At 60.2% G+C, this 24,180-nt stretch carries 18 protein-coding genes; 5 read left to right on the forward strand and 13 right to left on the reverse strand.

The features are described from left to right. The first annotated feature begins 1 nt into the window (after window position 1). The 3 genes from G5S37_RS05290 to G5S37_RS05300 all read left to right on the forward strand — a co-directional run bounded on the left by G5S37_RS05290 (window position 2) and on the right by G5S37_RS05300 (window position 3,179). A complete protein-coding gene (locus G5S37_RS05290; RefSeq protein WP_165201537.1) occupies window positions 2–1,147 on the forward strand; it encodes a hypothetical protein in 1,146 nt (381 codons plus the stop codon). A gap of 200 nt (window positions 1,148–1,347) precedes the next feature. Continuing rightward, on the forward strand, window positions 1,348–2,778 hold the full coding sequence (locus tag G5S37_RS05295; RefSeq protein ID WP_165201539.1) for a YihY/virulence factor BrkB family protein: 1,431 nt from the start codon (window positions 1,348–1,350) through the stop codon (window positions 2,776–2,778). Further along, window positions 2,754–3,179, forward strand: coding sequence for a hypothetical protein (locus G5S37_RS05300; protein WP_165201541.1), 426 nt, complete (start codon window positions 2,754–2,756; stop codon window positions 3,177–3,179). Before G5S37_RS05295 ends, G5S37_RS05300 begins: the two co-directional genes overlap by 25 nt. A gap of 299 nt (window positions 3,180–3,478) precedes the next feature. Here G5S37_RS05300 and G5S37_RS05305 read toward each other — a convergent pair whose 3' ends face one another. The 9 genes from G5S37_RS05305 to G5S37_RS05345 all read right to left on the reverse strand — a co-directional run bounded on the left by G5S37_RS05305 (window position 3,479) and on the right by G5S37_RS05345 (window position 17,277). Further along, the gene (locus G5S37_RS05305) at window positions 3,479–5,743 is read right to left on the reverse strand and encodes a molybdopterin-dependent oxidoreductase (RefSeq protein WP_165201543.1); all 2,265 of its coding nucleotides are present in this window, start codon (window positions 5,741–5,743) and stop codon (window positions 3,479–3,481) included. Then, on the reverse strand, window positions 5,740–7,248 hold the full coding sequence (locus tag G5S37_RS05310; RefSeq protein ID WP_165201545.1) for a DmsC/YnfH family molybdoenzyme membrane anchor subunit: 1,509 nt from the start codon (window positions 7,246–7,248) through the stop codon (window positions 5,740–5,742). The genes G5S37_RS05305 and G5S37_RS05310 overlap by 4 nt, the downstream gene beginning before the upstream one ends. Window positions 7,249–7,261: 13 nt before the next feature. Then, on the reverse strand, window positions 7,262–9,025 hold the full coding sequence (locus tag G5S37_RS05315) for a NirA family protein (RefSeq protein WP_165201547.1): 1,764 nt from the start codon (window positions 9,023–9,025) through the stop codon (window positions 7,262–7,264). Further along, window positions 9,015–10,688, reverse strand: coding sequence for a flavodoxin domain-containing protein (locus G5S37_RS05320; RefSeq protein WP_165201549.1), 1,674 nt, complete (start codon window positions 10,686–10,688; stop codon window positions 9,015–9,017). The genes G5S37_RS05315 and G5S37_RS05320 overlap by 11 nt, the downstream gene beginning before the upstream one ends. 315 nt (window positions 10,689–11,003) lie before the next feature. Then, a complete protein-coding gene (locus G5S37_RS05325; protein WP_165201551.1) occupies window positions 11,004–12,635 on the reverse strand; it encodes a bifunctional protein-serine/threonine kinase/phosphatase in 1,632 nt (543 codons plus the stop codon). Between the two features lie 30 nt (window positions 12,636–12,665). Further along, window positions 12,666–13,877, reverse strand: a complete 1,212-nt coding sequence (locus G5S37_RS05330; RefSeq protein WP_165201553.1) for an MFS transporter — start codon at window positions 13,875–13,877, stop codon at window positions 12,666–12,668. A gap of 181 nt (window positions 13,878–14,058) precedes the next feature. Further along, complete coding sequence (locus G5S37_RS05335; protein WP_165201555.1) at window positions 14,059–15,414, reverse strand: alginate export family protein; 1,356 nt, start codon at window positions 15,412–15,414, stop codon at window positions 14,059–14,061. 52 nt (window positions 15,415–15,466) lie between these two features. Next, complete coding sequence (locus G5S37_RS05340; protein ID WP_206026321.1) at window positions 15,467–16,360, reverse strand: ABC transporter ATP-binding protein; 894 nt, start codon at window positions 16,358–16,360, stop codon at window positions 15,467–15,469. Further along, a complete protein-coding gene (locus G5S37_RS05345) occupies window positions 16,357–17,277 on the reverse strand; it encodes an ABC transporter ATP-binding protein (RefSeq protein WP_165201557.1) in 921 nt (306 codons plus the stop codon). The genes G5S37_RS05340 and G5S37_RS05345 overlap by 4 nt, the downstream gene beginning before the upstream one ends. Before the next feature lie 47 nt (window positions 17,278–17,324). Here G5S37_RS05345 and G5S37_RS05350 point away from each other — a divergent pair, with 47 nt between their 5' ends. Next, window positions 17,325–17,696: a four helix bundle protein gene (locus G5S37_RS05350; protein ID WP_165201559.1), complete on the forward strand. Its 372-nt coding sequence runs from the start codon at window positions 17,325–17,327 to the stop codon at window positions 17,694–17,696. Between the two features lie 23 nt (window positions 17,697–17,719). Here the strand turns inward: G5S37_RS05350 and ntrB are convergent, their stop codons facing one another. From ntrB to G5S37_RS05365, 3 genes are read right to left on the reverse strand one after another with little or no spacing between them, the layout of a single operon-like run. Beyond that, window positions 17,720–18,604 (reverse strand): nitrate ABC transporter permease, encoded by an 885-nt coding sequence (gene ntrB / locus G5S37_RS05355; protein WP_165201561.1) that lies wholly within the window; start codon window positions 18,602–18,604, stop codon window positions 17,720–17,722. Window positions 18,605–18,610: 6 nt separating this feature from the next. Then, entirely contained in the window at window positions 18,611–19,900 is a 1,290-nt protein-coding gene (locus tag G5S37_RS05360; RefSeq protein ID WP_165201563.1) for a CmpA/NrtA family ABC transporter substrate-binding protein, read from the reverse strand. Beyond that, window positions 19,897–21,054: a CmpA/NrtA family ABC transporter substrate-binding protein gene (locus tag G5S37_RS05365; RefSeq protein ID WP_206026322.1), complete on the reverse strand. Its 1,158-nt coding sequence runs from the start codon at window positions 21,052–21,054 to the stop codon at window positions 19,897–19,899. Before G5S37_RS05365 ends, G5S37_RS05360 begins: the two co-directional genes overlap by 4 nt. Before the next feature lie 65 nt (window positions 21,055–21,119). On the opposite strand from G5S37_RS05365, the gene G5S37_RS05370 reads away from it, so the two are divergent. Then, window positions 21,120–22,091, forward strand: a complete 972-nt coding sequence (locus G5S37_RS05370) for a LysR family transcriptional regulator (protein WP_165201567.1) — start codon at window positions 21,120–21,122, stop codon at window positions 22,089–22,091. Window positions 22,092–22,141: 50 nt separating this feature from the next. Here the strand turns inward: G5S37_RS05370 and G5S37_RS05375 are convergent, their stop codons facing one another. Continuing rightward, complete coding sequence (locus G5S37_RS05375; protein ID WP_165201569.1) at window positions 22,142–24,067, reverse strand: hypothetical protein; 1,926 nt, start codon at window positions 24,065–24,067, stop codon at window positions 22,142–22,144. Window positions 24,068–24,180 lie beyond the last annotated feature (113 nt).

The raw sequence follows: 24,180 nt of genomic DNA on the forward strand, positions 1-24,180 counted from the left end.
CATGGCAAAACGTAGAGAGCATCACGAAGAGGAGCTGCCGTTTGTGGCCCTCATGGATACGATGACGAACGTCGTTGGCGTTCTCATCATCGTGCTCGTCATGATCGGGGTCAGCCTGGCCAACTCGGTGAAGAAGATCTTCTCCGAGCTGCCGGACGTCACCGTGGCCCAGTTGGAACAGCTCCTGAAGAAGATCGCGGACAATACTCCCAAGGAGGATCCGAAGAAGATCGACGAAGAGCTCAAGAAGCTGGAGCAGCAGCTCAAGAAGGACACTGAGGATCTCAAGACCATGGACCTCAGCGCCGAGAAGCAGAACGTGAAGCTGATCGACCTCGACGACCTGCAGAAGCAGCTCGCGGAACGCAAGCGGCAGCGCAACGTCAGGAAGGAAGAGACCGACAAGCTGCTGACCGAGGTGGACAAGCTCAAGGCCCTGCTCGACACCACGCCGGTCTACCAGCCGCCACCCGCCACTGTGGTCCGGCTGCCGAATCCCAAGGAGATTCCCCAAAACGCCGTGATGCACCGCTTCCTGGTGACCGGCGGTCGCGTGTACTATCTCAATGACGAAAGCTTCATGAAGTCCGTCGTGACTGAGATCGACAAAAACTTCAAGCAGCTCATCCATTCCGAAGTCGAAGTAAAGGATGCGAACGGCTTCCCCGTCATGGTGAAGGAACGTGGCAAGGACGTGCCCAAGATGAAGACGGTGCTCGATCAGACGAAGCTGGTGGATCTCTTCACCAAGCGTCCTGTCCAGAATCGCGATCTCAAAGTGGAGCTGGTGCCTTCGCCCAATGCGGCGCGCATGCCCATGAGGCTCGTGCCGAATCCCGCGGGTGGAGAGACCACCGCTCAGGTGAAGGATCCTGCCTCGGTGTATCAGCGCTTGATTCGCAAGCTGAAATCCGAGCCCGGCACCGTGGTCTGGTTCCATGTGTACAAGGACTCTGTGGATACCTATCTCGCTGCGCGTGATGTGGCGGATGCCGTGGGTGTGCCAGTTGCGTGGGAGCTTTATGGGAACCCCTACTACCAGCGCAATGTGCAGGAGTATGAGGTGAACTTCACCCCGCCGAAGCCGCAGCCACCACCGCCTCCCGGTTCTGTCCGCATTGCGCCTCCGAAGGCGACGGTGGACTAATCGTTTCTCACCAACTGCGTGTTATCGTGATGAGAGGCCTGCATTTCGCAGGCCCTCTTCATGTGATGGTGACGTGATGATTGCTGCTTTGCCACTCAGTGGCTTCCCTGAGTCTGGCATCACGTCGCGTGCCCTACGCTCAATTCCAGGCTCTCGTGCGAACTGTGCATGATGCTACCCATAAAGGTGGCCAAATACGGATGCACTCGCCCAGCCTCGCCCCACCTCTGGAAGTTTCACCTCCTTCCGCGCCGGCTACGGAGCCCCTGAAGGCGCGCGGTTGGGTGAATCTGTTTCGTGATGCCTTCAAAGCATGGAATGAGGATAAGGCTCTACGGCTCTCCGCGGCGCTCGCGTACTACTCGGTCTTTTCCATCGCTCCGCTCCTGGTCATCACCATCGCCATCGCCGGACTCGTGCTGGATGATGACGCCGCCTCCGGCCGCCTTTATGATTCGATGAAAGGTTACATTGGTAGTCAGGCCGCTGCGGGGGTGCAGGCCATGGTGGAGAGTGCCTCCAAGCCGAAGAGTGGGATCATCGCCACGGTTGTAGGTGGGGCCACGCTGCTCCTCGGGGCGTCCGGCGTGCTGGGTCAGCTCAAGGATGCGCTGAATACCATTTGGGAAGTCGAGTTAAAAAAAGGCGTGGGACTCGCCTTCATGATTCGTTCGAAGTTTCTGAACTTCGGCATGGTCCTGGTCATTGGACTTCTGCTTCTGGTGTCGCTGCTGCTCAGTTCCTTTCTCACCAGCTTGAATCAGAGTTTTGAGCAGGTCCTCACACTGCCGGCGTGGGTGTGGACCATCCTGGCATCCGTGGTCTCGCTGGGTGTCATCTCCACGCTTTTTGCCATGCTGTTCAAGATTCTCCCGGATGCATGCATCCGCTGGAGGGATGTCTGGATTGGCGCGCTCATCACCGCGGTGCTCTTTGAGTTGGGCAAGTTCGCTCTCGGTTGGTACCTCGGGCGTGAAAGCACGGCGAGTGCCTATGGCTCTGCGGCGTCGGTGGTTCTGCTGATTCTCTGGGTGTATTACGCCTCATGCATCCTGCTCTTCGGCGCGGAGTTTACCCAAGTGTATGCCGCAGCGACCGGACATGTCATCAAGCCCAGCGCCTATGCCCAGGTGGCTCCGGAAGCCGCTCTGAAAGTGGAGAAGAATATGGCCGTGTCCTCGCCACCCGGCGCGACAAGTGTGGATGAGGAAGGGGAAACCTGGACCCCGCAGGCCCGCGCGCATCGGCAGCGTGAGAAGGTGAATCCTGTGTTCTCACACCGGCTCTTTGATCCCGTGCTGAAGTATCTGGAAGGCCGCGGCATGCTGCTGAGCATTGAGGCGAAGGAAGCGCTGGGACAATCTGCGACCATTCTCATTCTCGCCGCCGTCGCCTGTGTCACGCTGTTTGTGGCGTGGTCACTTCTCGCCATCTCGCTTGTGGGCTTACTCGCGAATCACTTCGACTGGCCGTGGGTAAATGCCGTGGCCCTCACCGGTGGTGCGCATCTGCTCGCCGCCATCTTAGTGGCCTTGCTCATCTGGCGTCGCGTGATGAAGGGCGCATGGTTCGCAGAAACGTTCAGGGAACTCAAAAAGGATCGCATATGGCTTCGGGGAACGCCGCACTAAAGGAACAAGCACTGGCCATTCTTCAGGCCGGACGCAGGGAAATCAGCGCCGAAGCCAAATGGCTGCGCCATGAGCTGAACCCGAAGCATGCCGCCGAGCGCATCACGCGTGATCATACCGGCACTGTATTGCTCACTGCTTTCGGCATCGGGCTGCTCGTGCCTCTTCTGCTCATTCCAAAGAAGAAGTCCCACCACGAGGAGTTGATTGAAGCTCTCAGTGCAGCCCAAAAAAAGCAACTGAAGAAGACCGAGAAACCCAAGGTGGGTGCTGGCGCCTATCTCGCCGGATTGGTTACGAAAGCTGTCACCCCCGTCTTGGTGAAACAGGGGCTGCGCCTCTGGGAAAATCTCCAGCAAGCAAAGTCATCTCCTGATGCCCGTCCGGCGAGGTATGCGTGAGGGGACGGCGTGATAAACCGATTGCTGGCAGTCTTGTGCCGAAGGCCTTGGACTGCGGCAGCCTGCTGCCGCTTTCCAGAGTCCACAGCCTGCTGTGGCGATGGTAACACTCGTTCGTAGGGTAACGTATCCAGATCAGCTTGGCGACTTCGTCGCGGCACAACGTGCAGCAGGCTGCACTTTTGGAAAGCGGCAGCAGGGCTGCACGCAGTCCAAGGACGCTTCGCGTCACTGTTTGATATCGTTCGCCCAGCTTTCCCCGCTCCTTCGAGTGCTGGCGATCTCAACTTAACCCACCCCTAATGCCCACCTCTCCGCCTTGATCGCTTCGCACTTCCCACCAGCGCCCCCACCTGCACCGCGCAGTGCTTGTATGACGGCTGCCTGCTCTGGGGATCCACCGAGGTCAAGGTGAGCTGATTCACCTCCGCATAGTGCATCGGCATGAAGATCTGTCCGCGTTGCACGGTGGAGGTCACACGCGCCTGGGCTTCGATCTCCGCGCGCCTGGACTTCACCTTCACGATTTCACCATCCTTGATGCCGCGGCTCCGCGCATCCAGCGGATGCATCTCCACATAGACCTCGGCGGGATAAAGTTTCCGGAGGATTGCCGACTTGCCGGTACGTGTCTGCGTATGCCACTGCGCCGATGTACCGCGACCAGTCAACAGTACGAGTGGATACTCCTTGTCCGTGGGTTCAATGACGGGACGTGGTGCTGAAAATACAAACTTCGCCCTGCCATCCGCAGTGAAGAATTTTCCATCTTCGAACAACCGCCTCTGCTGTGTGGGCTTCACACGACCTTCCGTGACCTCCGGACCATTCACCTTTGACCGGTCACTCTCTTTCCACGGCCACTGCACGCCGCCACACGCTTCCAGCATGTCATAGCCTTCGATGCCGGAAATCTCACAGGGCTGGCCTTTGGATATCTCCTGCAGAATCTCGAACACCGACTCCGGGGAAGTCCAGAGGCTGAACAACTGTGAGCAGCCCCAGTAGTGTGCGATGAGACGGAAGATGTGAAAATCGGCGAGTGCCTGTCCTGGAGCGCGCGACACTTTCCGTGAAACTCCAATGCGCCGCTCTGAATTGATGAACGTGCCCTCCTTTTCACCCCATCCTGCGGCAGGCAGTACCAGGTGCGCGAGCTCAGCGCTCTCGGTGGTGGCATACATGTCCTGCACCACGAAGAAGTCGAGCTTGTGCAGCAACTCACGCACCCGCTTCTGCTGAATCCAGGAGTGCGCCGCGTTCGTGGCAATCATCCACAAGCCCTTGATCGTGCCGTCCTCGATGCCCTGGATGATTTGATCGTAGGCGAGACTGGGCTTGTCCGGGATGCGCTCCACTGGCATGTCCAGCACGTCCGCGACCTTCTGGCGGTGGAGGGCATTCGTGAAGTCATGCCCGCCCATCAGGTTCGTGGTGTTGGAAAACAGCCGCGATCCCATCGCATTGCACTGGCCGGTGATGGAGTTCGCACCGGTGCCCGGGCGACCGATGTTTCCCGTCATCAGCGCGAGGTTGATGATGGCCTGCGCCGTGCGAGTCGCCTCATGGCCCTGGTTCACCCCCATGGTCCACCAGAAGGAAACACGCTCCCCCTTGGTGATGGTCCACGCGAGTTTCTCGAACTCCGTGGCACTGATTCCAATGGCGGAGAGATGCTTCTCCGGCGCATAGTCCTTCAGGAACTCACGGAACTCCTCAAAGCCACGCGTGTGTTCTTCGATGAACTTCTCCGCGATCACACCATGGTCCACCAGCCAGCGCGCCAGGCAATACAGCAACAGGAGATCCGCCTTGGGCTGGATGGCAACATGTTGCGTGGCCGCCATTGCAGTCTCCGTTTTGCGCGGATCGATGACGATGATGCCTGGCTGGTGTTGGTTGCGGAGCACCCGCTGCCACATGATGGGATGGGCGATGCACGGATTCGCACCGATGAAGACGAGCACGTCGCTCTCCTCAAAGTCTGCATACGTGAAGGGTGGAGCATCGAAGCCGAAGCTCTCCTTGTACGCCGCCACGGAGGTGGCCATGCACTGGCGCGTGTTGCCATCGCCATGCACCATTCCCATGCCGAACTTCGCCAGCGCGCCGAGGAAAGCCATCTCCTCACACATGATCTGGCCGGTGCTCAGGAAGGCGACGGACTCGCGTCCATGCTGGTCCATGATGGCTTGAAACTTTCGGCAAAAGGTCTGCAGCGCCGTGTCCCAATCTACGGGTTCACCATTCAGTATTGGAGTCGTGGCGCGATCTTGAGCAGCCAGTGGCGTGAGTGCCTCCCACCCTTTCGGGCAGGCCATGCCCATGTTCACCGGATAGTCCGTGTCTGCGGTGAGCCCGATGGCCTGCTTGGATTCATTGAGATGCACCTTCAGTCCGCATCCCGTGGAGCAGAATCCACAAATGGCGCGCGCGATGGAGCGCGGCTGTGCCTGCGTGGGTAGGCTACCGAGACCGAAGTTGGCCGGCTCAAGGACAAGCTGGGAGGTGAGTGGACCATCCCACTCACGCAACGTCATGGCTGGCAGAAGAGGTGTGTTCATGCGTGCCCGGGCATTCTCCATGCAGCGCCGCCGCGGAAGAAGATGATGCGCTCCAAGATTTCCCCTGCGAGCAGGACCAACAAACCGGCAATCGGCGAGTGCAGCATCAGCGCGGCGCCGGACATGCCGAGAGCGAAGCGGCTGAAGTGCCACACTTTGAGTGGTCCCAAGAGAAGGCGCTTTGTGCGTGTGTGTTGCTCTTCATCTCTGGAGAGATAGAGCAGTTCGAAAACCAGCTTCACGGCGGCGAAGGCCAGCACCATTCCTGGAGCGACAAGTCCAAAGCATGCCGTCAGCGCTCCACCCAGTACCAGCCCCGTGCCGAAGAACTTGGGCAGCGTCTGGCTCATCTGCCAGAACGGACGGCGGGTATCCACATACACCATCACGGAGCAGAAGACGCACGCGAAACCAATGACGGCCACCCACCACGAGGGGATGAAGCCCAATGCCGCCGCAGCGCCCGCGGGAGGGAATCCGCCAAAGGCCACAATCTCCCGGCTCAACCATGAACGGCGCAGGCCCAGGAAACACCGCCATGCTTTCAGCGGCTGCCCTAGGTGAGCGATACTGGCTCCAATGCCAAGCGACGCAATCGCAGTGCCAATCCACGACACGAGCGCATTCGACTGCGCAAAGAGGAAGACGCCCGCCGCGAATTGCGTGAGCACCAGCATGACAACCAGCGGTCCATGCGTGTGCTCCACCGGAGGCGTGGCCGCATTCACTGCCATGGCGGAGGCAGGCACCGGCTTGCTGGAGACGTAGCGGGTGGAGGGGCGTGTATAGCCTGAAGAAACCGTATCCGGCAGCAGATGCGCGCTGGAGGAGTACGTGGAAGTGGGCGCCGTGCTCACCTCAGTGGTGGCCGCAGTGATCGTTTCAGAAACATTCACAATGCGGATCGCAATCGCGCCATTCGGGCAGGACTGCACACACGCGGGCGCTTCACCCACGGCGAGACGCTGGTGGCACATGTCGCACTTGCGCACGATGCCGCGCTTCTTGTTGAATTTGGGCACATCGTACGGGCACTTCAGGATGCAGTATGAGCAGCCGATGCACTGGTCATCAAGGTGCCGTACGATGCCGGTCTCCTCATCCTTCGAATAGGCGAGCACTGGGCAGCCGTTCGAGCAGGCGGGATCCACGCAGTGGTGGCACGCCGTGGTGACCGTCTGCTGGTAGGGGATGTACACATCACCGACCAGCAGGCCCACATCGCGCCAGCTCTCGTCATCATCGAGACCATTGAGCGAGTGGCAGGCTGCCACACAAGCCTTGCAACCCGTGCACTGGTCGAGATTCACCTCGAATGCATACTGCTCCCCTTGCTTGGGACGCAGCATCGGGATGAGGCTGCGGTAGTGCCGCGCCTGTAGCGGTTCATCATGAGTGCCGCGTTCATGCCACTCCGAAAACTGCTCCACCGCCGTGCCAAGCTGCGCCTGTTCGGCCAGCAGCTTGTCCACGAGCGAGGTGCGATGTTCCAGCTCCGCCACCATGTGATGCGACCTCTTATGAATTGGAGAACAACTCCTGAAGCTGACCCACCGTGTGGCGATTGCAGAAGGTGTGGAAGGATTCATCTCCCTCCCGCTTCGCCAGGTAGCACTTCAGCATGCCTTCCAGCGTGGTGCCGAGAGATTCAAAAGGCACCGTGCTGAAGATCTGCCGGCCTACCTTGCGATTCTCGCCAAAGCCGCCGCCCACCGTGATGTGATATCCTTCGCCGGACTCACCCTTCGCCTTCGTGCCGAGCAATCCGATATCGCCCATGAAATGCTGGGCACAGGAGTGCGCGCATCCCGTGAAGTGGACGTTCACCGGCTTGTCGAGCTTCACCCGCTTGTCGAGGTAGTCCATCATCGCGATGGCGTGTCCCTTCGTATCGCTCGCCGCAAACTTGCAGTAGCGGTTGCCCGTGCAGGCCACGAAGCCATTGCGCAGCGGGCTCTGTTCCGTGGGGAAGCCGAGCTTCGAGAGCGCCTTGCTAGCCGTCTTCACATAGGCGGCAGGGATGTTCGGGATGATGAAATTCTGCCACACCGTGAGGCGCACTTCGCCGGTGCCATAGCTGTCTGCGATGTCCGCGATGCGTTCCATCTGCTTCGGCGTCATCTGACCCACCGGCACGCTTGCGCCGATGTAATGCAGACCTTCCTGCTTCTGCGGATAGGCACCCACGTGGGTGTGCCCCTGCTGTGAGAACTTGCGCGCCAGCTGCACGGGAGAATCTGCAGCCAAGCGCAGCAGCTTGAACTTCCCGAGCTCTTCCACATCGGTGAGGAATTTCTCAAAGCCACGCTCTTCAAGCAGGTACTTGAGGCGCGCCTTCTTGCGGTTGGTGCGGTCGCCGTCGCGAATGAACACGCGGACGATGGCGAGGACGACCTTGATGAGTTCATCCTGTTTCACCAGGACACCCCAGTCGCTCGCAAAGGTCTGGTGACCGGTCACACCACCGAGGGCGATGCGGAACCACACGCCCGGCTCGATGCCCTGGTCGTTCTCACCGATTTCCACCGCACTCGCGCCGATGTCATTCGTGTCTTCCACACTGCTGACCAGGCCGCCGCCATCGAAGGCGATGTTGAACTTGCGCGGCAGATCGTAGAACTCCTTGCTGGAGATGATGTGCGTGGCCAGTTCATTCACGAACGGGCGCACATCGATCAACTCCATCGGGTCATAGCCCGCGCAGGGGTTCATCGTGATATTGCGGATGTTGTCCGCACCCGCGCCCTTGGAGTGCAGGCCCACGGACTGGATGCGGCGCAGCACTTCCGGGCAGTTCTTCGGCTCAATGAGGCGAATCTGGAAGTTGTTCCGCGTGGTGATCTGGATGTAGCCCGAGGTGAGTTCGCGCGAGATGGCGGCCAGCTCACGAAGTTGGAAGGACTTCACCACACCGCCGGGAATGCGGAGGCGGCACATGTAGCCGTCCTTCACTGGGGAGAGCCAGAAGAGGCCATTCCACTTGAAGCGGAAGATGCTCTCCGGGTCCGGCTTCGCATTCCAGCGCGCATCCAGCATAAGCTGCTCGATGGCATCGAAGGGATGCAGGTCGTGCTTGATGCGCTCCTCCTTGGTGAGGTCATCCAGATTTGGTCCTGCGGGGACGGCCGGTCCAGCGGGTGCGGGAGCGAGGTCGCCGAAGGAGATGCCCTTCGCGTTGAGCGCGGCGAAGAACCCTTCGAGATAGCGCTTCTGTTCGCCGGAGAATCCGTCATCCGGGGAGCCATTGGCGCGGGTGGGTGGGGTGAGGAGATCAGTAGACATCGCGAGCGTACCGTTTGGTTTTCTTGAGATCTGCCACGTAAGCGGTGGCTTCTTCGGCGGACTTGTGGCCTTGCTGCTGGATGAGCATGTGCAGCGCGGCATCCACGTCCTTCGCCATGCGGGAGGCATCGCCGCACACGTAGAAGTGCGCGCCTTCTTCCAGCCACTGCCAGAGTTCCGAGGCGGCCTGCATCATGCGGTCCTGCACATACACTTTCTCCGCCTGGTCGCGGGAGAAGGCCGTGTCGAGGCGGGTGAGAGTCCCGTCCTTCAGCCACTGGTGTATCTGTTCATCGTACAGGAAATCATGCTTCCGCTTCTGGTCACCGAAGAAGAGCCAGTTCTTGCCCTTGGCTCCGGTGGCCTCGCGTTCTTCGAGGAAGGCGCGGAAAGGTGCGATGCCCGTTCCAGGTCCCACCATGATCATGGGAACATCCGGATTGGCGGGCACGCGGAAGTGCTTGGCCGTATGAACGAAGACGCCCGTCGGCTCACCCAGAGGAAGGCGGTCCGCGAGGAAGGTGGAGCACACGCCGCCGTGAGCGATGCCATCCTGCTCATAGCGCACGGAGCCCACGCAGAGGTGCACTTCATTCGGGTGCGCCTTCTGGCTGGAGGCGATGGAATACAACCGGGGCTGCAGCTTGCGCAGCGATCCGACGAACTCAACCGCACTCACCGCCTCGGGTGGCTTGCGACCCAGGAAATTGCGCACTTCATAGTATTTCTGCAGCGCTTCCTGCAGCGGAGCTTCACCACCATCCGGCAGCGGCACCAGTGCAGCGGGATCCAGTTCATACGTGGCGATGATGCCCGCGACCACCTCGGGGCAGTTCTGCGGAATCACGCCGAGCGCATCACCCGTTTCATACACGAGTCCGCTTCCCTCGAGTGAGAAGGCAATGTGGCGGGTGTCTTTCGCGGAGCTGGCTCCATTCAACTTGAGGTTGGTGACGAGCGGAGCGGGGAAGGGATTCTTCTTCGAGTAGGCCGCGACTCCCGTGGCCTCAGTGGCGGGCGCAGCAGTGATCACTTCGGCAATCGCAGGAGCAGGCGCTGCTGTGGTGGTAGAGGGTGAGTCGGCAAGCACCTTCCACACGCCTTCGCTCCAGAGCTTCGCGGGCTCATCGAAGTCGACATCGCAATCGACACGCGGGTGAATGCAAGTGGCCCCAAGTTCAGCGAAGCGCTCATCGAGCTTGCGACCGGCGAGGCAGAAGGTGTCCCCGTAGTTCTTGTCTCCCAGCGCGAGCACGGAGTACTTCAGACCTCCGAGTGTCGGCGACGAACCGTTTTGATTGATGCCGCTCCAGAAGGACTCGGCATTGTCTGGCATGTCGCCTTCACCCCAGGTGCTGGTGATGACGAGAACGTTCTGCTCTGCAGTAAGGGTGGAAGGTTGCACCGAGTCGAGGCCCGCAACTCGCGCTGCAAAGCCCCGGCTCGATGCTTCCTTGCCCAGCCGTTTGGCCAAGGATTCTGCGTTGCCACTCTGGCTGCCGAATGCGATCAGCAAGCGTGGCTTTTCCTGAAGGGCTGGCACAGGCGCTCCAGGCGTCATGGATTCTCCCCGGCTCAGAAGTCCGGCCAGGAATCCGTTCAACCAGGCACGTTGTTCCGTGTTGAAGGGGGCGGATTCGGGAATGAGCGGTACTGAGGACATGATGAAGGTGGTGGTTACTGGGAGCGAAAAGCACGCATTGGGCGTGCCAGTTGGCACGGAGGATTGAAAAACGTTGTGAGAACTTTTTCGGGAAACCTATGAATTTCGTTCATGGATGCAGAGTCAGGTCTTATGAAGGAATTTTTGCGCACTGGCAGCGGGTTTGATCGATGCCCCGAAGAGCGCTTACATGCAGTTGATGCGGATCTGCCCTTCGGCGTGCAAGCCGTTCAGCCACGGCTGCTTTCCGGCATTGAAGGACGCGAGTTCAAAAATCATGGAAACAAAAGACATCTCTCGCTGGTGAAGAGGGATTCAGTGCCGCGTGAGCAACTGCATCAGCAGCCAGAGGCACAGCAAAAGCAGTGTGTAGAAACCAGCTTTATAGAAGCCGAGAGGATTGCGCTCCAGTAGTGGCGCATCGTCCTCGAAGAACGGCTCCACTTTTTCAGGATGCGTGAGGTCGTAGATGAATTCGGAGTAGTGCTGGTACCGGCTCTCGGGCTTGCGTGCGATGGCCCGAAGGATGACCGCCTCCAGCCACGGAGGGATGTTGGGATTCAGTTTGGTCGGGCGCTTCGCCGCATGGAACACCGGTGTCTGGAATCGCTCGATGCGCCCATAGGGAAACGCATTCGTGAGCGACTGGTAGAGCGTGACGCCCATGGCAAAGATCTCCGTGCGCTCACTGATGGGCGCACTGTGGAAGCGCTCCGGCGCCAGGTAGCTCGCTGTGCCGGCCCGAGACGTGACCGAGAAAACTTCTGCTGCGCTGCCGAGGTCGAGCAGCTTGAAGCTCAGCTTCGCGTAGTCACCCACGCAGAGGATGTTCTCTGGCTTGATGTCCCCATGCACCAGGTCGTGGCGCAGGAGCGTGCTTCCTGACTCGGCAAGGAAACGTCCCAGGCCGATGGCGGAGTCCACCGAGAGTTGGCGGTCCTGGAGCACTTTGGAAAGGCTTGGCGCATCCACGAACTCCATCACGTAGAACCGCGCCGTTTGTCCCAAGGGCTCGTGTGCGGTGACAAAATTTCCGGAGTCCAGTCGCGTGGCATTCCATGTTTCGCGGACGAAGGCATTGAGGTGCGCTTCGCTGTCGACTGCCTCGACTGGAGCGAACTTCAGCACCACGCGCTGGCCATTCTTCTCAGCGAGCCAGACACGGTCGCTATCTTGAAAGGAGCGGAGGAGTTCGTATCCATCGACGACTTCACCTTTGCGCAAGGCTGCAGGGATGGAGAGGTCACGCGCACTCATGGCACGAAGGCGTCCGGTCTGGGCAACATCGAGCACAATGGCGCTCATGTCATCCATCGTCTCGTCCTTGGCCAGCATATGGGCTGCCTTCACAATGCCGCGTGCCGTCGCATTCGTGGCAAGTTCACCCGCGAGTGCCTCTGGCGAAAGGTGGTTCGAGACGCCATCCGAACAGAGCAGGGCGATGTCACCATTCAGTAGCGTGAGTTCGAATACATGGGGTACCACCTCCGGCGCCATGCCGAGGGCGCGGGTGAGCACATGGGTGCGCTCCGCTTCCACATGATCCTCGGAAAGGATTTCCAGGATGCCATTGCGCGCCAGGCAGACACGCGAGTCTCCGATGTTCACACCAAAGAGCCGGTCCCCTTCAATGACGGTCGCTGCCAACGTGGAGACCATTTCCGGCCGGTCGAAGCGAGCGAGTGACTCCTGGTAGAGCGTGCGATTGAGCAACTGCGTGAACTCCGTGAGAGCCCGCCGCGGAGACCAGGTGCGGGGACGCGCCTCGTAGTTTTCAATCAGCGAACGCACCGCGCGTTGCGCTGCCTCACGTGCGGGCTCACCACTGCCGGCTCCATCAGCCAGGACCGCCACCACCGTCTCGCCCCATGCGCGCACGGCGAAGGCGTCGGAGGAAGGTTTGCCTTCCTCGCGAGCGATGCCGTGGGTGGTGGAGCGAAGCTTCACGGAGCGAAATGAGCGGGTGAAACGTGAAGATTAGATTCTCGCCTCAGTGAGTGCGCCCCACGTGGTGCGCCAGCGGGTCTTCACCAGGCTCAGGCCGATGAGGGCGAAGAGGCAGAGGCCTGCGAAGATGAGCAGGCCGGTGAGATAGCTGCCCGTGTGCTCGCGGCTCTGGCCCATCATGTTGGCTAGAAGAAACCCACCGATGCCGCCGCCGCAGCCGACGAGTCCGGTCATCAGACCAAGGTCCTTTCCAAAGCGCTGCGGCAGCAACTGGAACACGGAGCCATTCCCCATGCCGAATGCACCACAGGCGATGAAGAACGCTGCGACATTGAAGACGAGGTTGTTTACGAACCCACCCAACACCAGCGCAATGCAGGCGACCGTGTAGTAGATGAACAGGGAACGGATGCCGCCGATGCGGTCAGAGATGCCACCGCCGATGGGCCGCCCCAGCGCGCCGATGGCCGTGCAGAGCGCCACGAGATCACCGGCCTGCGAGGGAGTCAGCGCGAAGCGATCCTTGAAATACATGCCCAGCGAGTAAGCCAGGCCCACGAAGCCACCGAAACTGACCGTGTAGAAGAAGCAGAACCAGTGCACGTCCTTGTCCCGGAACATGCGGAAGTAGTCCCTGACCTTCTTGGGCGTGATCTGCACGGGAGCCTCCTTCGAAAAGAAGATGTAAATCAAGAGAACCACCACCGCAGGGAAGAGCGCAATGCCGAATACCGCCTGCCAGCCCCAGATGGCGGCGATTCGTGGTGCGAGCAGAGAGTCGATGACGACGCCAATGTTCCCCGCTCCCGCAAGACCCATCACGAGGCCTTGCATGCGCGGGGGATACCAGCGACCCGCCTGCGGTATCGCCACTGCGAAGCTGGCTCCCGCGACTCCGAGCACCACGCCCATGGCGAGCGTGGCCTCATAGTTCCTCAGGCCAAACAACCACGCGGCAGCCAGGCCCGACATGACCACGAGCTGTGCCGCGATGCCGGTGCGCTTGGCGCCAATGCGATCCACCAGCAGGCCCAGCACCAGACGGAAGAGGCCACCGAAGAGAATCGGCACCGAGACCATGAAGAACCGCTGCTGGGCGGTGAGGTTCAGCGACTCCGGCGCCGCAATCTGATTGGCCAGGACACCCAGCAGGGTCCACACCATGAAGCTGAAGTCGAAGTAGAGAAATGAAGTGACGAGCGTGGGCCAGTGGCCGGAATGCTTGAGGTCGGAAAGTTTCATTGGGCGGTATGAAAAGGTCGGATTGGCGTCCGCCTCAAACGCACCAGCCATGCCAACCGCCCGGATGAGATCTATAAACAGACTGTAAACTTTTCTTGGAAACGATGAATTCCGTTCATGCATGCGGCGCAGGCTTTCCAGAAGGGAAAGTTCTGCGCCGCCGCGGGAATGGCTTGTCGGCTTAGAAGTCGAACGTCGCCTGCAGGTAGGCGAAGTCGGCGTCGTCGCTGGCTTTGCTGCCAGTCTGTTTCAGGTAGTCGCCTGCGAAGAAGTGGCTGTAACCCACCAGGAAGCTAAGCTGCTTCGTGGCCTTCCAGGTCGCGGTGAAATCCAGTTCCGTGCCGACGAAGTTGTCAGCCTTCGCGTTGATGGGGCGCACGGCGGTTACACCGTTCGCGCGGTACCAGGCGTCAGCCGTGTCTGCCAGCCAGAAGGCATGGTAGTCAAGCTGCAGCTTGACGGTCTTGACCGGATTCACGCTGAAGCTGATGGCCGGGTTGTGGATGTTCTGCCAGGAGAAGACGTCCATGTAACCGTAGAACTTGTGGTTCGTGGGGAACAGGTTCTGGAAGGTGCCTACATCGCCGTCCTTGGCGTTGCTGTCACCAGTGGCGAAGTTGTACTCTGCGAAGATACGTGGCTTCCAGGGAGCTTTGGTCCACACGTAGCCCGCACCCCAGTGACCTGCGAAGGCGGAGAGATCCTTGCCTTTCACGTCACCGAACTGCACAGCCATTTCGGTTTCGTAGTCCCAACCGCCCGTCTTGGTGATGTCCGCTTTCACACGGGTGCCAAGCGTGGCGAAGTCCGTGTCTCCCACGGTGTATTCTTCATGCAGGCCGAGCGCATAGAAGTCCGTGGTGGACCCCAGCGGGCACAGGGCTGTGGTGCTGAAGTAAGCGCCGTAGAAGACCTGGTTGCGGCCGGTGTCGTTGCCATCGAACAGATCGCTCTGGTTGAACTCATCCTTGTCGATCACGACCACGCTGGAGACGAAGGCATCAAGGAACCAGTCCTTGGTGGGAGCGTAGTGCACCTTCACCGCATCGAACGTGCGTCCGAAGTTGTTCCAGTCGAAGCCGCCGATCAGGCGCTCGTCTCCGTAGCTGAGGAGCTGGCGGCCGATGGTGACATTGAATTCCTTCGGGCCAATGGCGATGTATGCCTGGCGAAGATCGATGGCGTCGTCGCCTTCTGCACCCATCACACCGGGGTCATTGGGACGGTCGGAGTCGAGCTCCAGGGAGCTCTGGCCTTGCACGTAGAAGGTCAGGGTGTCCGTCGGCTGGACCTTGATGCCCAGGCGGGCGCGCTGGAGCAGCCACGAGTCATCCGTGAGGGAGTTGACTCCATCATTGAAGTCGAAGTTGTTCTCGCGGTACTCGAAACGCAGGCGTTCCTGGAAGTCGAAGGTGACGATCTTCTTCTCGGGCTGGGGTGGGATCACCGCCTTGGCGTTCTTGTCCGGGACAGGCGTCCCGGCAAGCGCCGCCGTGGCGACAAGGGTGAGTGCTGGTAGAATGAGCGATTGCTTCATGTGTGGTGAGCGGATGTTTAACGGTTGATGGTATCGGCTTATGCTTACTTGGTTATGCGGCTGGGAGAGGGGTGGGCACAGACAGGTTGTGGGAGCGAAGCTCCTCGGCCATATCGGCCGAGGGCTTGAAAGCAGGATCCTTGCTCGGGCGGAGATGTGAGCGGTCGTTGAGGAAGGTGATGAGGTGCTCGCGCAGATCGTAGTAGCGCGGATCTTCCATGATGACCTTGCGATCACGCGGTCGTTCGAAGGGGATGCGCAGGATGTCGCCGACCTCGGCCTCGGGGCCGTCGCTCATCATCACCACTCGGTCACTCAGGAAAATGGCTTCATCCACATCATGCGTGACCATAAGGGTGGTGATACGGAACTTGCGCCACAGTTCGAGCAGCACCTGCTGCAGTTCGAAACGGGTGAGCGCGTCGAGCATACCGAAAGGCTCGTCGAGCAGCAACATCTTCGGTTGGAGGGCGAAGGCTCTGGCAATCCCCACGCGTTGGCGCATGCCCTGGGAAAGTTCGGCGGGATATTTATGCATCGACTCCGCGAGGCCCACGACGCTGAGGTAATACTCCGCGACCTGCCTGCGCTCTTGTTTGCTGGCAGTGAAGTACACCTGGTTCACGCCAATCATCACGTTCTCAAACGCGGTGAGCCAGGGCAGCAGGCACGGCGCCTGGAATACGACACCACGATCCGGTCCGGGCTCATCCGTTTCGCGTCCGGCGAGGATGATGCCGCCCTTCGTCGAATTGGACAGGCCCGCGACGATGGAGAGCACGGTGCTCTTGCCACATCCAGAGTGTCCGATGAGGGTGGCAAACTCTCCTTCCGCGAGCTTGAGGGAGAAATCCTTCACAATGGTGATCTCACCTTTGGGCGTGGGGAAGGCCTTCCACAGGTGGCTCACTTCGAGCATGGTTTTCGGCTGGGCGCTGGCAATCATGGGAGGACTTCAATGGTTTCGCGCTTCTCTTCATTGCGACGGCGTGGTCCACGGCGGTGCAGGAACTGCAGGCTGTTCACCACACTCAAGTCTTCCGGAAGGATGTCCGGCAGCACGAGCTTCTTGCTCACCGTGGAGCGCTGCTTGCCCTTCGCTTCGAGCAGCAGGTTGATCAGCTCATTGCGCAGGGCTTTGAACTTGGGATCGTGGTTGATGGCCTTGCGATCGCGAGGACGTTCAAGTTCGACCTTGATGCTCTGGCCGAGCGTGGCCGGCGATGTGGGCAGGAGGGGAATGACACGGTCAGCCAGCAGGATAGCTTCGTCCGGGTCATTGGTGATCCAGATGACCGTTTTACGCTGGCGCTGCCAGATGTCGCTGATGTCATCCTGCAGCGTGGCACGCGTGAGCGCATCAAGCGCACTGAGTGGTTCATCGAGCAGCAGCACTCGTGAGTCCATGGCCAGAGCACGTGCCACGGATACACGCTGGCGCATGCCGCCGGAGAGCTCCTTCGGGAAGCGGCTCGCCGCATGGGAGAGCTTCACCATCGCGATGTGCTTCTCCACATGTCCGCGTCGCTTGTCCTTGGACCAATCTGGGAACACCGCATCCACTGCGAGCGCGATGTTCTCCGTCACCGTGAGCCACGGAAGTAGCGAGTAGTTTTGGAACACCAGGCTGCGATCTGGGCCGGGACCCGTGATGGCTTTTCCTTCCATCAAAGCCTCTCCCGTATCCGGCTTCGCGAGCCCGGAGATCATGTTCATCAGCGTCGTCTTTCCGCTTCCGGAATATCCGACGATCACCACGAACTCACCCTCCTCGACGGCAAAGTTGATGTCCTTGAGGATTTCGTTGCGGGAGCCATTGCTCCCGTAGCCCTTCGATACGCCTTTTAGTTCAATCAGAGCCATCGGATTTATGATTTATGATTTATGATTTTTGATTTGGAGTGTCGAACATGACACCCGTTGAGCTCAAAAACCGGACGATGGAATTCGCTGTGAGAACCCTTAAGATGGTCGATGCCCTTCCGAAGAGCGTTGCCGGCAGAACTGTGGCAAATCAGATTGCCAGAAGTGCCACCTCCGTTGCAGCGAACTACCGCGCAGCACTTCGCGGCCGTTCTAGAGCGGAGTTCTTGAGCAAGATTGGCATCACGTTGGAAGAGGCGGACGAAACCACCTTTTGGCTGGAGTTGACCATCCAAGCCGGGCTTCTCCCAAAAACGCGACTTCAACCGCTGCACACCGAAGCCGAAGAACTCACAAAGATCTTTAATGCTACCCGTTCCACGACCAAGGGGCGCTCGGGCAAAAATCAAAAATCGTAAATCAAAAATCATAAATCCTTCGGTTAAGCAGTTTTGAACCGGCGCTCCACCACACTCATCAAGCGGTCGAGCACGAGGCCCACGACGCCGATGGTGAGAATGCAGAGCACGATGCGCGAGTAACTGCCGGCATTGTATTCCTGCCAGAGGAAGCCACCCACACCGGGGCGACCGGTGAGCATCTCCACCGCCACGATCACGAGCCAGGCGAGACCGAGGGAGAGACGGAAACCGGTGAACATGTAGGGCAGCGTGGCAGGCACGAGAACCTTCATGAGAGTCTTGAACTTCGAGAGCTTCAGCACCTTCGCCACATTCAGGTAGTCCTGTGGCACGGCGCGCACTCCGACGGCGGTGTTCATCACCGTGGGCCACATGGAGCAGACCGCGATGGTGAAGAGTGCCGCCGCGTCGGAGGCGCCGAAGTAGGTCTTGCCACTGCCATCCATCAGCTTCACGGAGCTGAAGAGCACCAGTCCCAGCGGGAACCACGCGAGTGGCGACACCGGTCGTAGTACCTGGATGATGGGGTCGACCGCCTTGGTAAACGTTTTCGAAAGACCCAGGCAGAAACCGAGCGGCGTACCCAGCACCAGCGCGATCAGGTACCCCTGCATCACCAGGCCCAGCGAGAGCTTGGTGAAGGAAAGGATGCCCTGGTCGAGCTCTCCGCGCTTGGCGAAGGGCTCCACGATGTAGGGCTTGCTGGATTTCCAGGTTTCACTCGGAGCCGGCAGGTCGGCGCTGATGCCGACTCGCTTGGTCTTGGTGATGGTGTCGCCGAAGTCATCGACTTCCTTGGTCACCATCACCTTGCCTGCGATGACCTGCCACAAGATGAGGAAGGCGGCGAAGCCCACCAGCGGCAGGATGAAGTCATCGAGTCTGAGTCTTTTGAGAACGTGCATGGCGCGTTATGCTTTGAGGGATTTCACATCGAAGCTGGCCGCATAGGCCTCGAGGTCTGCCTTCGGATCGAAGGCCTTGCCATCGAAGAAGGTTTCCGGTGTCTCGCTCAGGCCACCATGGGCGTAGCCCATCTCCTTCATCGCCTCTTCGTAGATGTCCGTGCGCATCACCTGCTTGGCCACGCCTTCGTAGTCCGGAGCGCCTTCGGTGAAGCCCCAGCGGCGCAGCTGCGTGAGCCACCACTTGGCGTACTTGGGCTGCGGGTAGTTGCAGTTGCGATCGTTGAAGATCATGTAGTTCGGGTCGCGGAACTTGCGTCCGTCGCCCATGACGTACTTGCCTTGCAGACGCCCGAGAATCGTTTCTGGCGGACAGTTGATGTAGGTGGCCGCGCTGACGATCTTCGCCTGCTCTTCGCGGTTCTCCATCTTGTCGAGCCAGGCGCTGGATTCCTGCAGTGCCTTGAGCACGGCCTTCACGGTCTTGGGATTCTTGTTGGCGAATTCTTCGGTGAAGGCGCACACCTTCTCGGGGTGATCCTTCCAGATGCCTTGCGTGTTGATGGCAGTGAAGCCAATCTCTTCTGCAATGCTGCGCGCATTCCACGGTTCGCCCACGCAGAAGCCATCCATCTTGCCCACCTTCATGTTCGCCACCATCTGGGGTGGGGGAATGGTGATGAGCGAAATGTCTGCGCCGCCACCGGAGGCATCGCCAGGATTCACACCACCGGCGGCGAGCCAGTAGCGGAGCCACATGGCGTGTGTGCCAGGCGGGAAGGTCATGGCAAAGGTCATCGGCGTGCCAGAGGCTTTCGCGGCATCCACGAGAGGCTTCAGTGCCTTGGGATCGTCTGCCACTTTACCGGCGAGATCCTTTTTCAGCGTGATGGACTGGCCGTTGCGATTGAGGATCCACGGGACAATCATCGGCTTCTTCGGAGCGCCGCCCAGACCCATGGTGCTCGCGATGGGCATGCCTAGCAGCATGTGCGTGGCCTGGATGTCATCATTGGAAAGCGAGTCGCGGATCGCCGCCCAGCTTGCGCCCTTTGCCACGGTGGAGTTGATGCCGTACTTCTTGAAGAGGCCTTTCTCGTGAGCGATCACGATGCTGGAGCAGTCGGTGAGCGCGATCATGCCGAACTTCATGTCGGCACGCTCCGGAGAGTCATCGGCATAGGCGGTACCGACCCAGCCTTTGGGTAGGCCGGCGAGCAGAGCTCCGGCGCTGAGGGCCTTGGCGGACTGTCGGATGAGCTGGCGGCGGGAGATGGTATTGGTCATCTTATTCATGCGAGGGCAGGTTGGAGGGCGGCTTGAGCTTTGCTTTTGGTGGGCTTGGATGCGGATGCGGGTGCAGGTGAGGAGAGGGCATCGTGGAAAAGTTCCGGAGTGCAGCAGCGCAGCACTTCTTCGCGGGCTTGCTCGCGTGCTTCGGCAGGGATGAGTCCGTGGGCGATGAACTCCCCGAGCAGCCACTCTGCCTTCGCGCGGGAGGGCGCATTCGCATCGCCGCGATGGAAGATGTGGAAGTTCTCCGCGGCACGACGGCGCGAGGTGCCATCATCGAAGGGACCGATGAGCGAGAGCTTCAAGACATCGCGGTCGGCACGCACATGGCCACTGCTGAGGAGAATTTCCACGACACGCGCGCGGTTATCCATGCGATCGCAAAACTGGCAGGCCTCATACAGCGCACGGATCACCGCCCGAATCTCTGCGGGATGTTCCTCCGCATAGTCCTCGGTGGTGAGGAGCACCTTCTCCGGGTGACCCGGCATGAGATCCTCACTCGTGACCGGACACCAGCCGATACCTCGTGTGACGGCCGCGGAGTTCCACGGTTCACCCACGCAGTAGCCATCAATCAATCCAGCGGCCAGCGAGCCTACCATTTGTGTGGGAGGCAGCACGACAAGGCGCACATCACGATCCGGATTGATACCGCCGCTCTGCAGCCAGCGGCGCATCATGAAGTTGTGTGTGGAGGTGCGCGCCACGATGCCGAGCGTGATCAGGCGCTGTGGGTTGCTGCGGATGAGCTTGCCGAGCGAGGCGGCATCACGCACGCCACGCCGCCAGAGATCCATGCTCAGCGTGATGGCATTTCCATGCAGATTGAAGATGAATGGGGCAATGGTGCGGCAGGCGGCACCACCCAGGCCAAGACGCAGCGAAAGGCCAAGACCAGTGACGGCATGTGCGGCGTCGATTTGTCGATAGAGGATCTTTTCGCGAATGGTGGCCCAGCCCACTTCGCGGTGCAGTTCCACCTGCACATCATGTTTGGCGAAGAGCCCGAGGGCGTCTGCCACCAGCAGTGGTGCGCAGTCAGCAAGGGCGATGAACCCGATGCGAACGGCGCCGCGGCGGCCTCGAATGCTGCTCGTGGAATGGTGTTTTGAATGCTTCGTCACGGGGTTGGCACACCGCAGCGGGCGTGCCACGTGCCAAGATCATCCTAAAAACCGCTCGACATCTTATTCCCGTCATGCATGAATTTCATTCATAGATGGAACAGCCGCTCTTAGATGCACGCCAGCTTCGTGCCTTCACCGTCCTCGCACGGGAGGGCAGTTTTACGCAGGCGGGTAGAGCACTGCATCTTACGCAAAGCGCCATCAGCCATGCCATTAGGGCGCTTGAGCAGGACCTCGGTTGTCAGCTCTTCCATCGTCAGGGGAAGCGGGTTCTGTTGACTCACCATGGCCGTGAACTCCTCCGCCATGCGGACGCCATCCAGAATCAGATGGCCCAGGCGCGTTCCAGCCTTGGGGCACTGGACCAGAACCCGCGCGGCCATTTGCGCATCGGCTGCACGCCCGCGGCCTCGCAGTTCATCCTGCCCACCGTACTTCGTGAGTTCAAAGATTCGTTTCCACTCTTCAGTATCTCCGTATCACCGGGAGAAACGCCAGAGACGCTGGAGCGGCTGGAGAATGGCGTGCTGGACATCGCCATCTGCCTGAGACCTCGCGATACCTCCCATCTCACGTGCCATGCGTTGTTTGAAGATGAGCTGGTCTTCCTCACTTCACCTCTGCATCCCTGGCATCAGGAGCCGCCGAAGCCCAAGGACTTGGCAGGAGAGACCTACATCATCTCCAGCCGGAACAGCTCTACGTTCCAGCTCATCAATGAGTACTTCCTGAAGCTGGGAGCGCGGCCACGCTCCTTCATCGAACTGGGTAGCACGGAGGCCATCAAGGAACTCGTGAAGCTGGGCTTGGGCGTTGCGATGGTCGCTCCATGGGTGACCCGCAATGAGCTCAAGTCCGGCGAACTGGTGGCCATTCCCCTGCTGCGTGGCCGTATCAAGCGCCAATGGGTGGTGACGCATTTGAAGAACAAGGCTGTCACCCTCGCAGAGCAGACCTTCCTGGCCCTGTGCGAAGCCGTGGGCAACGATTTGGAACTCAAACCGAAGCCCGTGGCCGCTGCTGCTTCATCCAAGCGCAACAACGGACGGCGCGCAGAAAAGTAAGCGCGCGCGAGTAGCAGTAGAGGCAGCAGCAGCAGCAGCAGCGGCAGACCTTACTCGGACTTCTTCTTCTTTTTCGCAGGCTCGGCGGCTGGGGCGGTGGCCTGCTTCTCAGCGTCCTTCTTCTCGCGAGCCTTTTGCTGGTCGGAAACGGCCTTGTCCGCGCGATCCCGCGCTTCCTGGGCCTCATCCCACTCGGGGAGGCGAAGCTCGGGCTGCATTTCCTTCACCGGGGCAGCAGGAGGCGGCTCGGCGGCGGGAGGAGGTGTGGGTGCAGGCGCAGAAGACTTGGCGGTCTTCTTGGGCGCAGGTCCGTTGGTGGAGGCCGTGGCCGTGGCATCCTTCGGAGCGGCGCCGTTGGCGTTGGAATTGGAGGCCGGGGAGGAGTTGTACTGCGTCCACCAGGCATCCATGGACGCCGGTTCGAAAATGCGCGCCCGGTAGCCGGACATCTGCTCGAAGCTGAAGGTTGCCTCCTTCACCACGTCGAGATTCGGATCGTACTTCACCGCACGTACCAGCGCATCACCCACGGCACGGGAGCGGCGCAGGCCGAGCAGATTCGCGGCCTTCATGCGTACCTGCCACGGATTTTCTTTTTTCTCCAGGAGCTCGATGAGCTGCTCATCGCGGAGCTGGCTGTCCTTCAGGGAGGCATTTTCCGGGAAGTAGTCACCCACCTGGATGGTGTAGCTCTCGATACGTGAGCCGGAGAGGTAGAAATTCTGCACGCGCAGAATCTCCGCCCGCGCGGCGTGGATCAGCTTGATGAACCTCGGATCTTCCAGCGCCTCCCACAGGCGGTCATAGGGTACGCGCGCACCCGTGGCGATGGCTTCATCCGCATAGCTGGTGAGACGGTTGCGTTCCTTCAGGAGAATGAGGTCATTCGAGGAGGGCGGGATCTCAAATTCCACCCCCGGCACCACGGCAGCAGCCCCTGGCTCGGTGGGAGTGCCCTTCGAGGCATCATTCCCTGGAGACGAGGCCATTTGGGAGGAGAGGGCATTCACACGCGTCTGCTGCTGTTGCTGCGTGCTCTCATACTCGGTGAGGCGGGATTGCGCGACCTGGAGCTGGCTCTTGAGGTCTGCGAAGCGTTTTTCGAAGTTGTCCTGCAGCTGCTTGATCTCCACCGCAGTGGCGCCGCCGGCGTTCGCAGGGAATGTTGCTCGCGCTGACGCAGAGCCGGAACCATTGGCACCACCGGTCGCTGGACGGTTGGCGAAGTCCGCCATGCGACCCTCCACTTGTGTGACAAAATAGTTATACAGCCACGCGCCAAAACCTCCGATGACCAGCAGGTTCACCAGGAAGAGCAGGCCTAGAAGCTTGAGAAGACTATCATTGCGCCGCTTGTTGGCATGGCGCACACCGGAGACCATGTAGGACGTGGCAGCCCGTCCCGTGAGTCCCAGCTGTTCGGCCTTTTCGCTTTCCTCGCCGAGAATGGGGCGACGGCGTGACGTCCCACCAACGGCGGGGGGAGCATCTGCAGCTACAGAGGCAGAGACCGGCGCTGTGGCAGTGGTAGGAGCAGGAGCAGGCGCAGGTGCGGGCCGCGGAGCTGGTGCGGGCGCGGGTGTTTGTACTACCGGCTGATAAAGGGGGGCAGGGTCGAGCGGCTGCGTGGCCGTCGGCGCGGGAGCGGGCTGGGGCCGCAGGATGGGCTGCACCTTCGGGGAGTAAAACTGCTGCGAAGAAGTCGGTTGTGACGCAGGGAAAGGCAGAGGCACGGGCACCGTCGCGGACGTAGAAGGAATTGATGCCGCAGGCGTGGGTTGGGAGGGCGCCAGGTAGGGCGTTTCATCCGCATCCGTATTCTCCACCGGTGTTGTCGCGCGCGTCACCGGGGGCTTGGGCTGCCATCCCCACGAGGAAGCGTCGTCGGGGAGTGCATCCTGCCCGGTTTCATAGTCCTGCTGCGGGGGCTCACCGTAGGGGGTGGGCGTGCCCTCTGTCTGATTGCTTGTCTCCATGGACGGAATGATTGAAACTGACGAAGTGCCAGAATCGTATCCGGTCGCCAGCTTGCATCTAGCATAAGGAAAGCGCAATGTTTCGCGAGCCGAAAATTTTCCTCATCCCTCTT

It is taken from the genome of Roseimicrobium sp. ORNL1 (assembly GCF_011044495.1).
Lineage (GTDB): Bacteria > Verrucomicrobiota > Verrucomicrobiia > Verrucomicrobiales > Verrucomicrobiaceae > Roseimicrobium.

Coding starts and splice junctions, on each gene's coding strand:
- G5S37_RS05290 (WP_165201537.1), top strand. CDS start 2: ATGGCAAAACGTAGAGAGCATCACGAAGAGGAGCTGCCGTTTGTGGCC.
- G5S37_RS05295 (WP_165201539.1), top strand. CDS start 1,348: ATGCACTCGCCCAGCCTCGCCCCACCTCTGGAAGTTTCACCTCCTTCC.
- G5S37_RS05300 (WP_165201541.1), top strand. CDS start 2,754: ATGGCTTCGGGGAACGCCGCACTAAAGGAACAAGCACTGGCCATTCTT.
- G5S37_RS05305 (WP_165201543.1), bottom strand. CDS start 5,743: ATGAACACACCTCTTCTGCCAGCCATGACGTTGCGTGAGTGGGATGGT.
- G5S37_RS05310 (WP_165201545.1), bottom strand. CDS start 7,248: ATGGTGGCGGAGCTGGAACATCGCACCTCGCTCGTGGACAAGCTGCTG.
- G5S37_RS05315 (WP_165201547.1), bottom strand. CDS start 9,025: ATGTCTACTGATCTCCTCACCCCACCCACCCGCGCCAATGGCTCCCCG.
- G5S37_RS05320 (WP_165201549.1), bottom strand. CDS start 10,688: ATGTCCTCAGTACCGCTCATTCCCGAATCCGCCCCCTTCAACACGGAA.
- G5S37_RS05330 (WP_165201553.1), bottom strand. CDS start 13,877: ATGAAACTTTCCGACCTCAAGCATTCCGGCCACTGGCCCACGCTCGTC.
- G5S37_RS05335 (WP_165201555.1), bottom strand. CDS start 15,414: ATGAAGCAATCGCTCATTCTACCAGCACTCACCCTTGTCGCCACGGCG.
- G5S37_RS05340 (WP_206026321.1), bottom strand. CDS start 16,360: ATGATTGCCAGCGCCCAGCCGAAAACCATGCTCGAAGTGAGCCACCTG.
- G5S37_RS05345 (WP_165201557.1), bottom strand. CDS start 17,277: ATGGCTCTGATTGAACTAAAAGGCGTATCGAAGGGCTACGGGAGCAAT.
- G5S37_RS05350 (WP_165201559.1), top strand. CDS start 17,325: ATGACACCCGTTGAGCTCAAAAACCGGACGATGGAATTCGCTGTGAGA.
- ntrB (WP_165201561.1), bottom strand. CDS start 18,604: ATGCACGTTCTCAAAAGACTCAGACTCGATGACTTCATCCTGCCGCTG.
- G5S37_RS05360 (WP_165201563.1), bottom strand. CDS start 19,900: ATGAATAAGATGACCAATACCATCTCCCGCCGCCAGCTCATCCGACAG.
- G5S37_RS05370 (WP_165201567.1), top strand. CDS start 21,120: ATGGAACAGCCGCTCTTAGATGCACGCCAGCTTCGTGCCTTCACCGTC.
- G5S37_RS05375 (WP_165201569.1), bottom strand. CDS start 24,067: ATGGAGACAAGCAATCAGACAGAGGGCACGCCCACCCCCTACGGTGAG.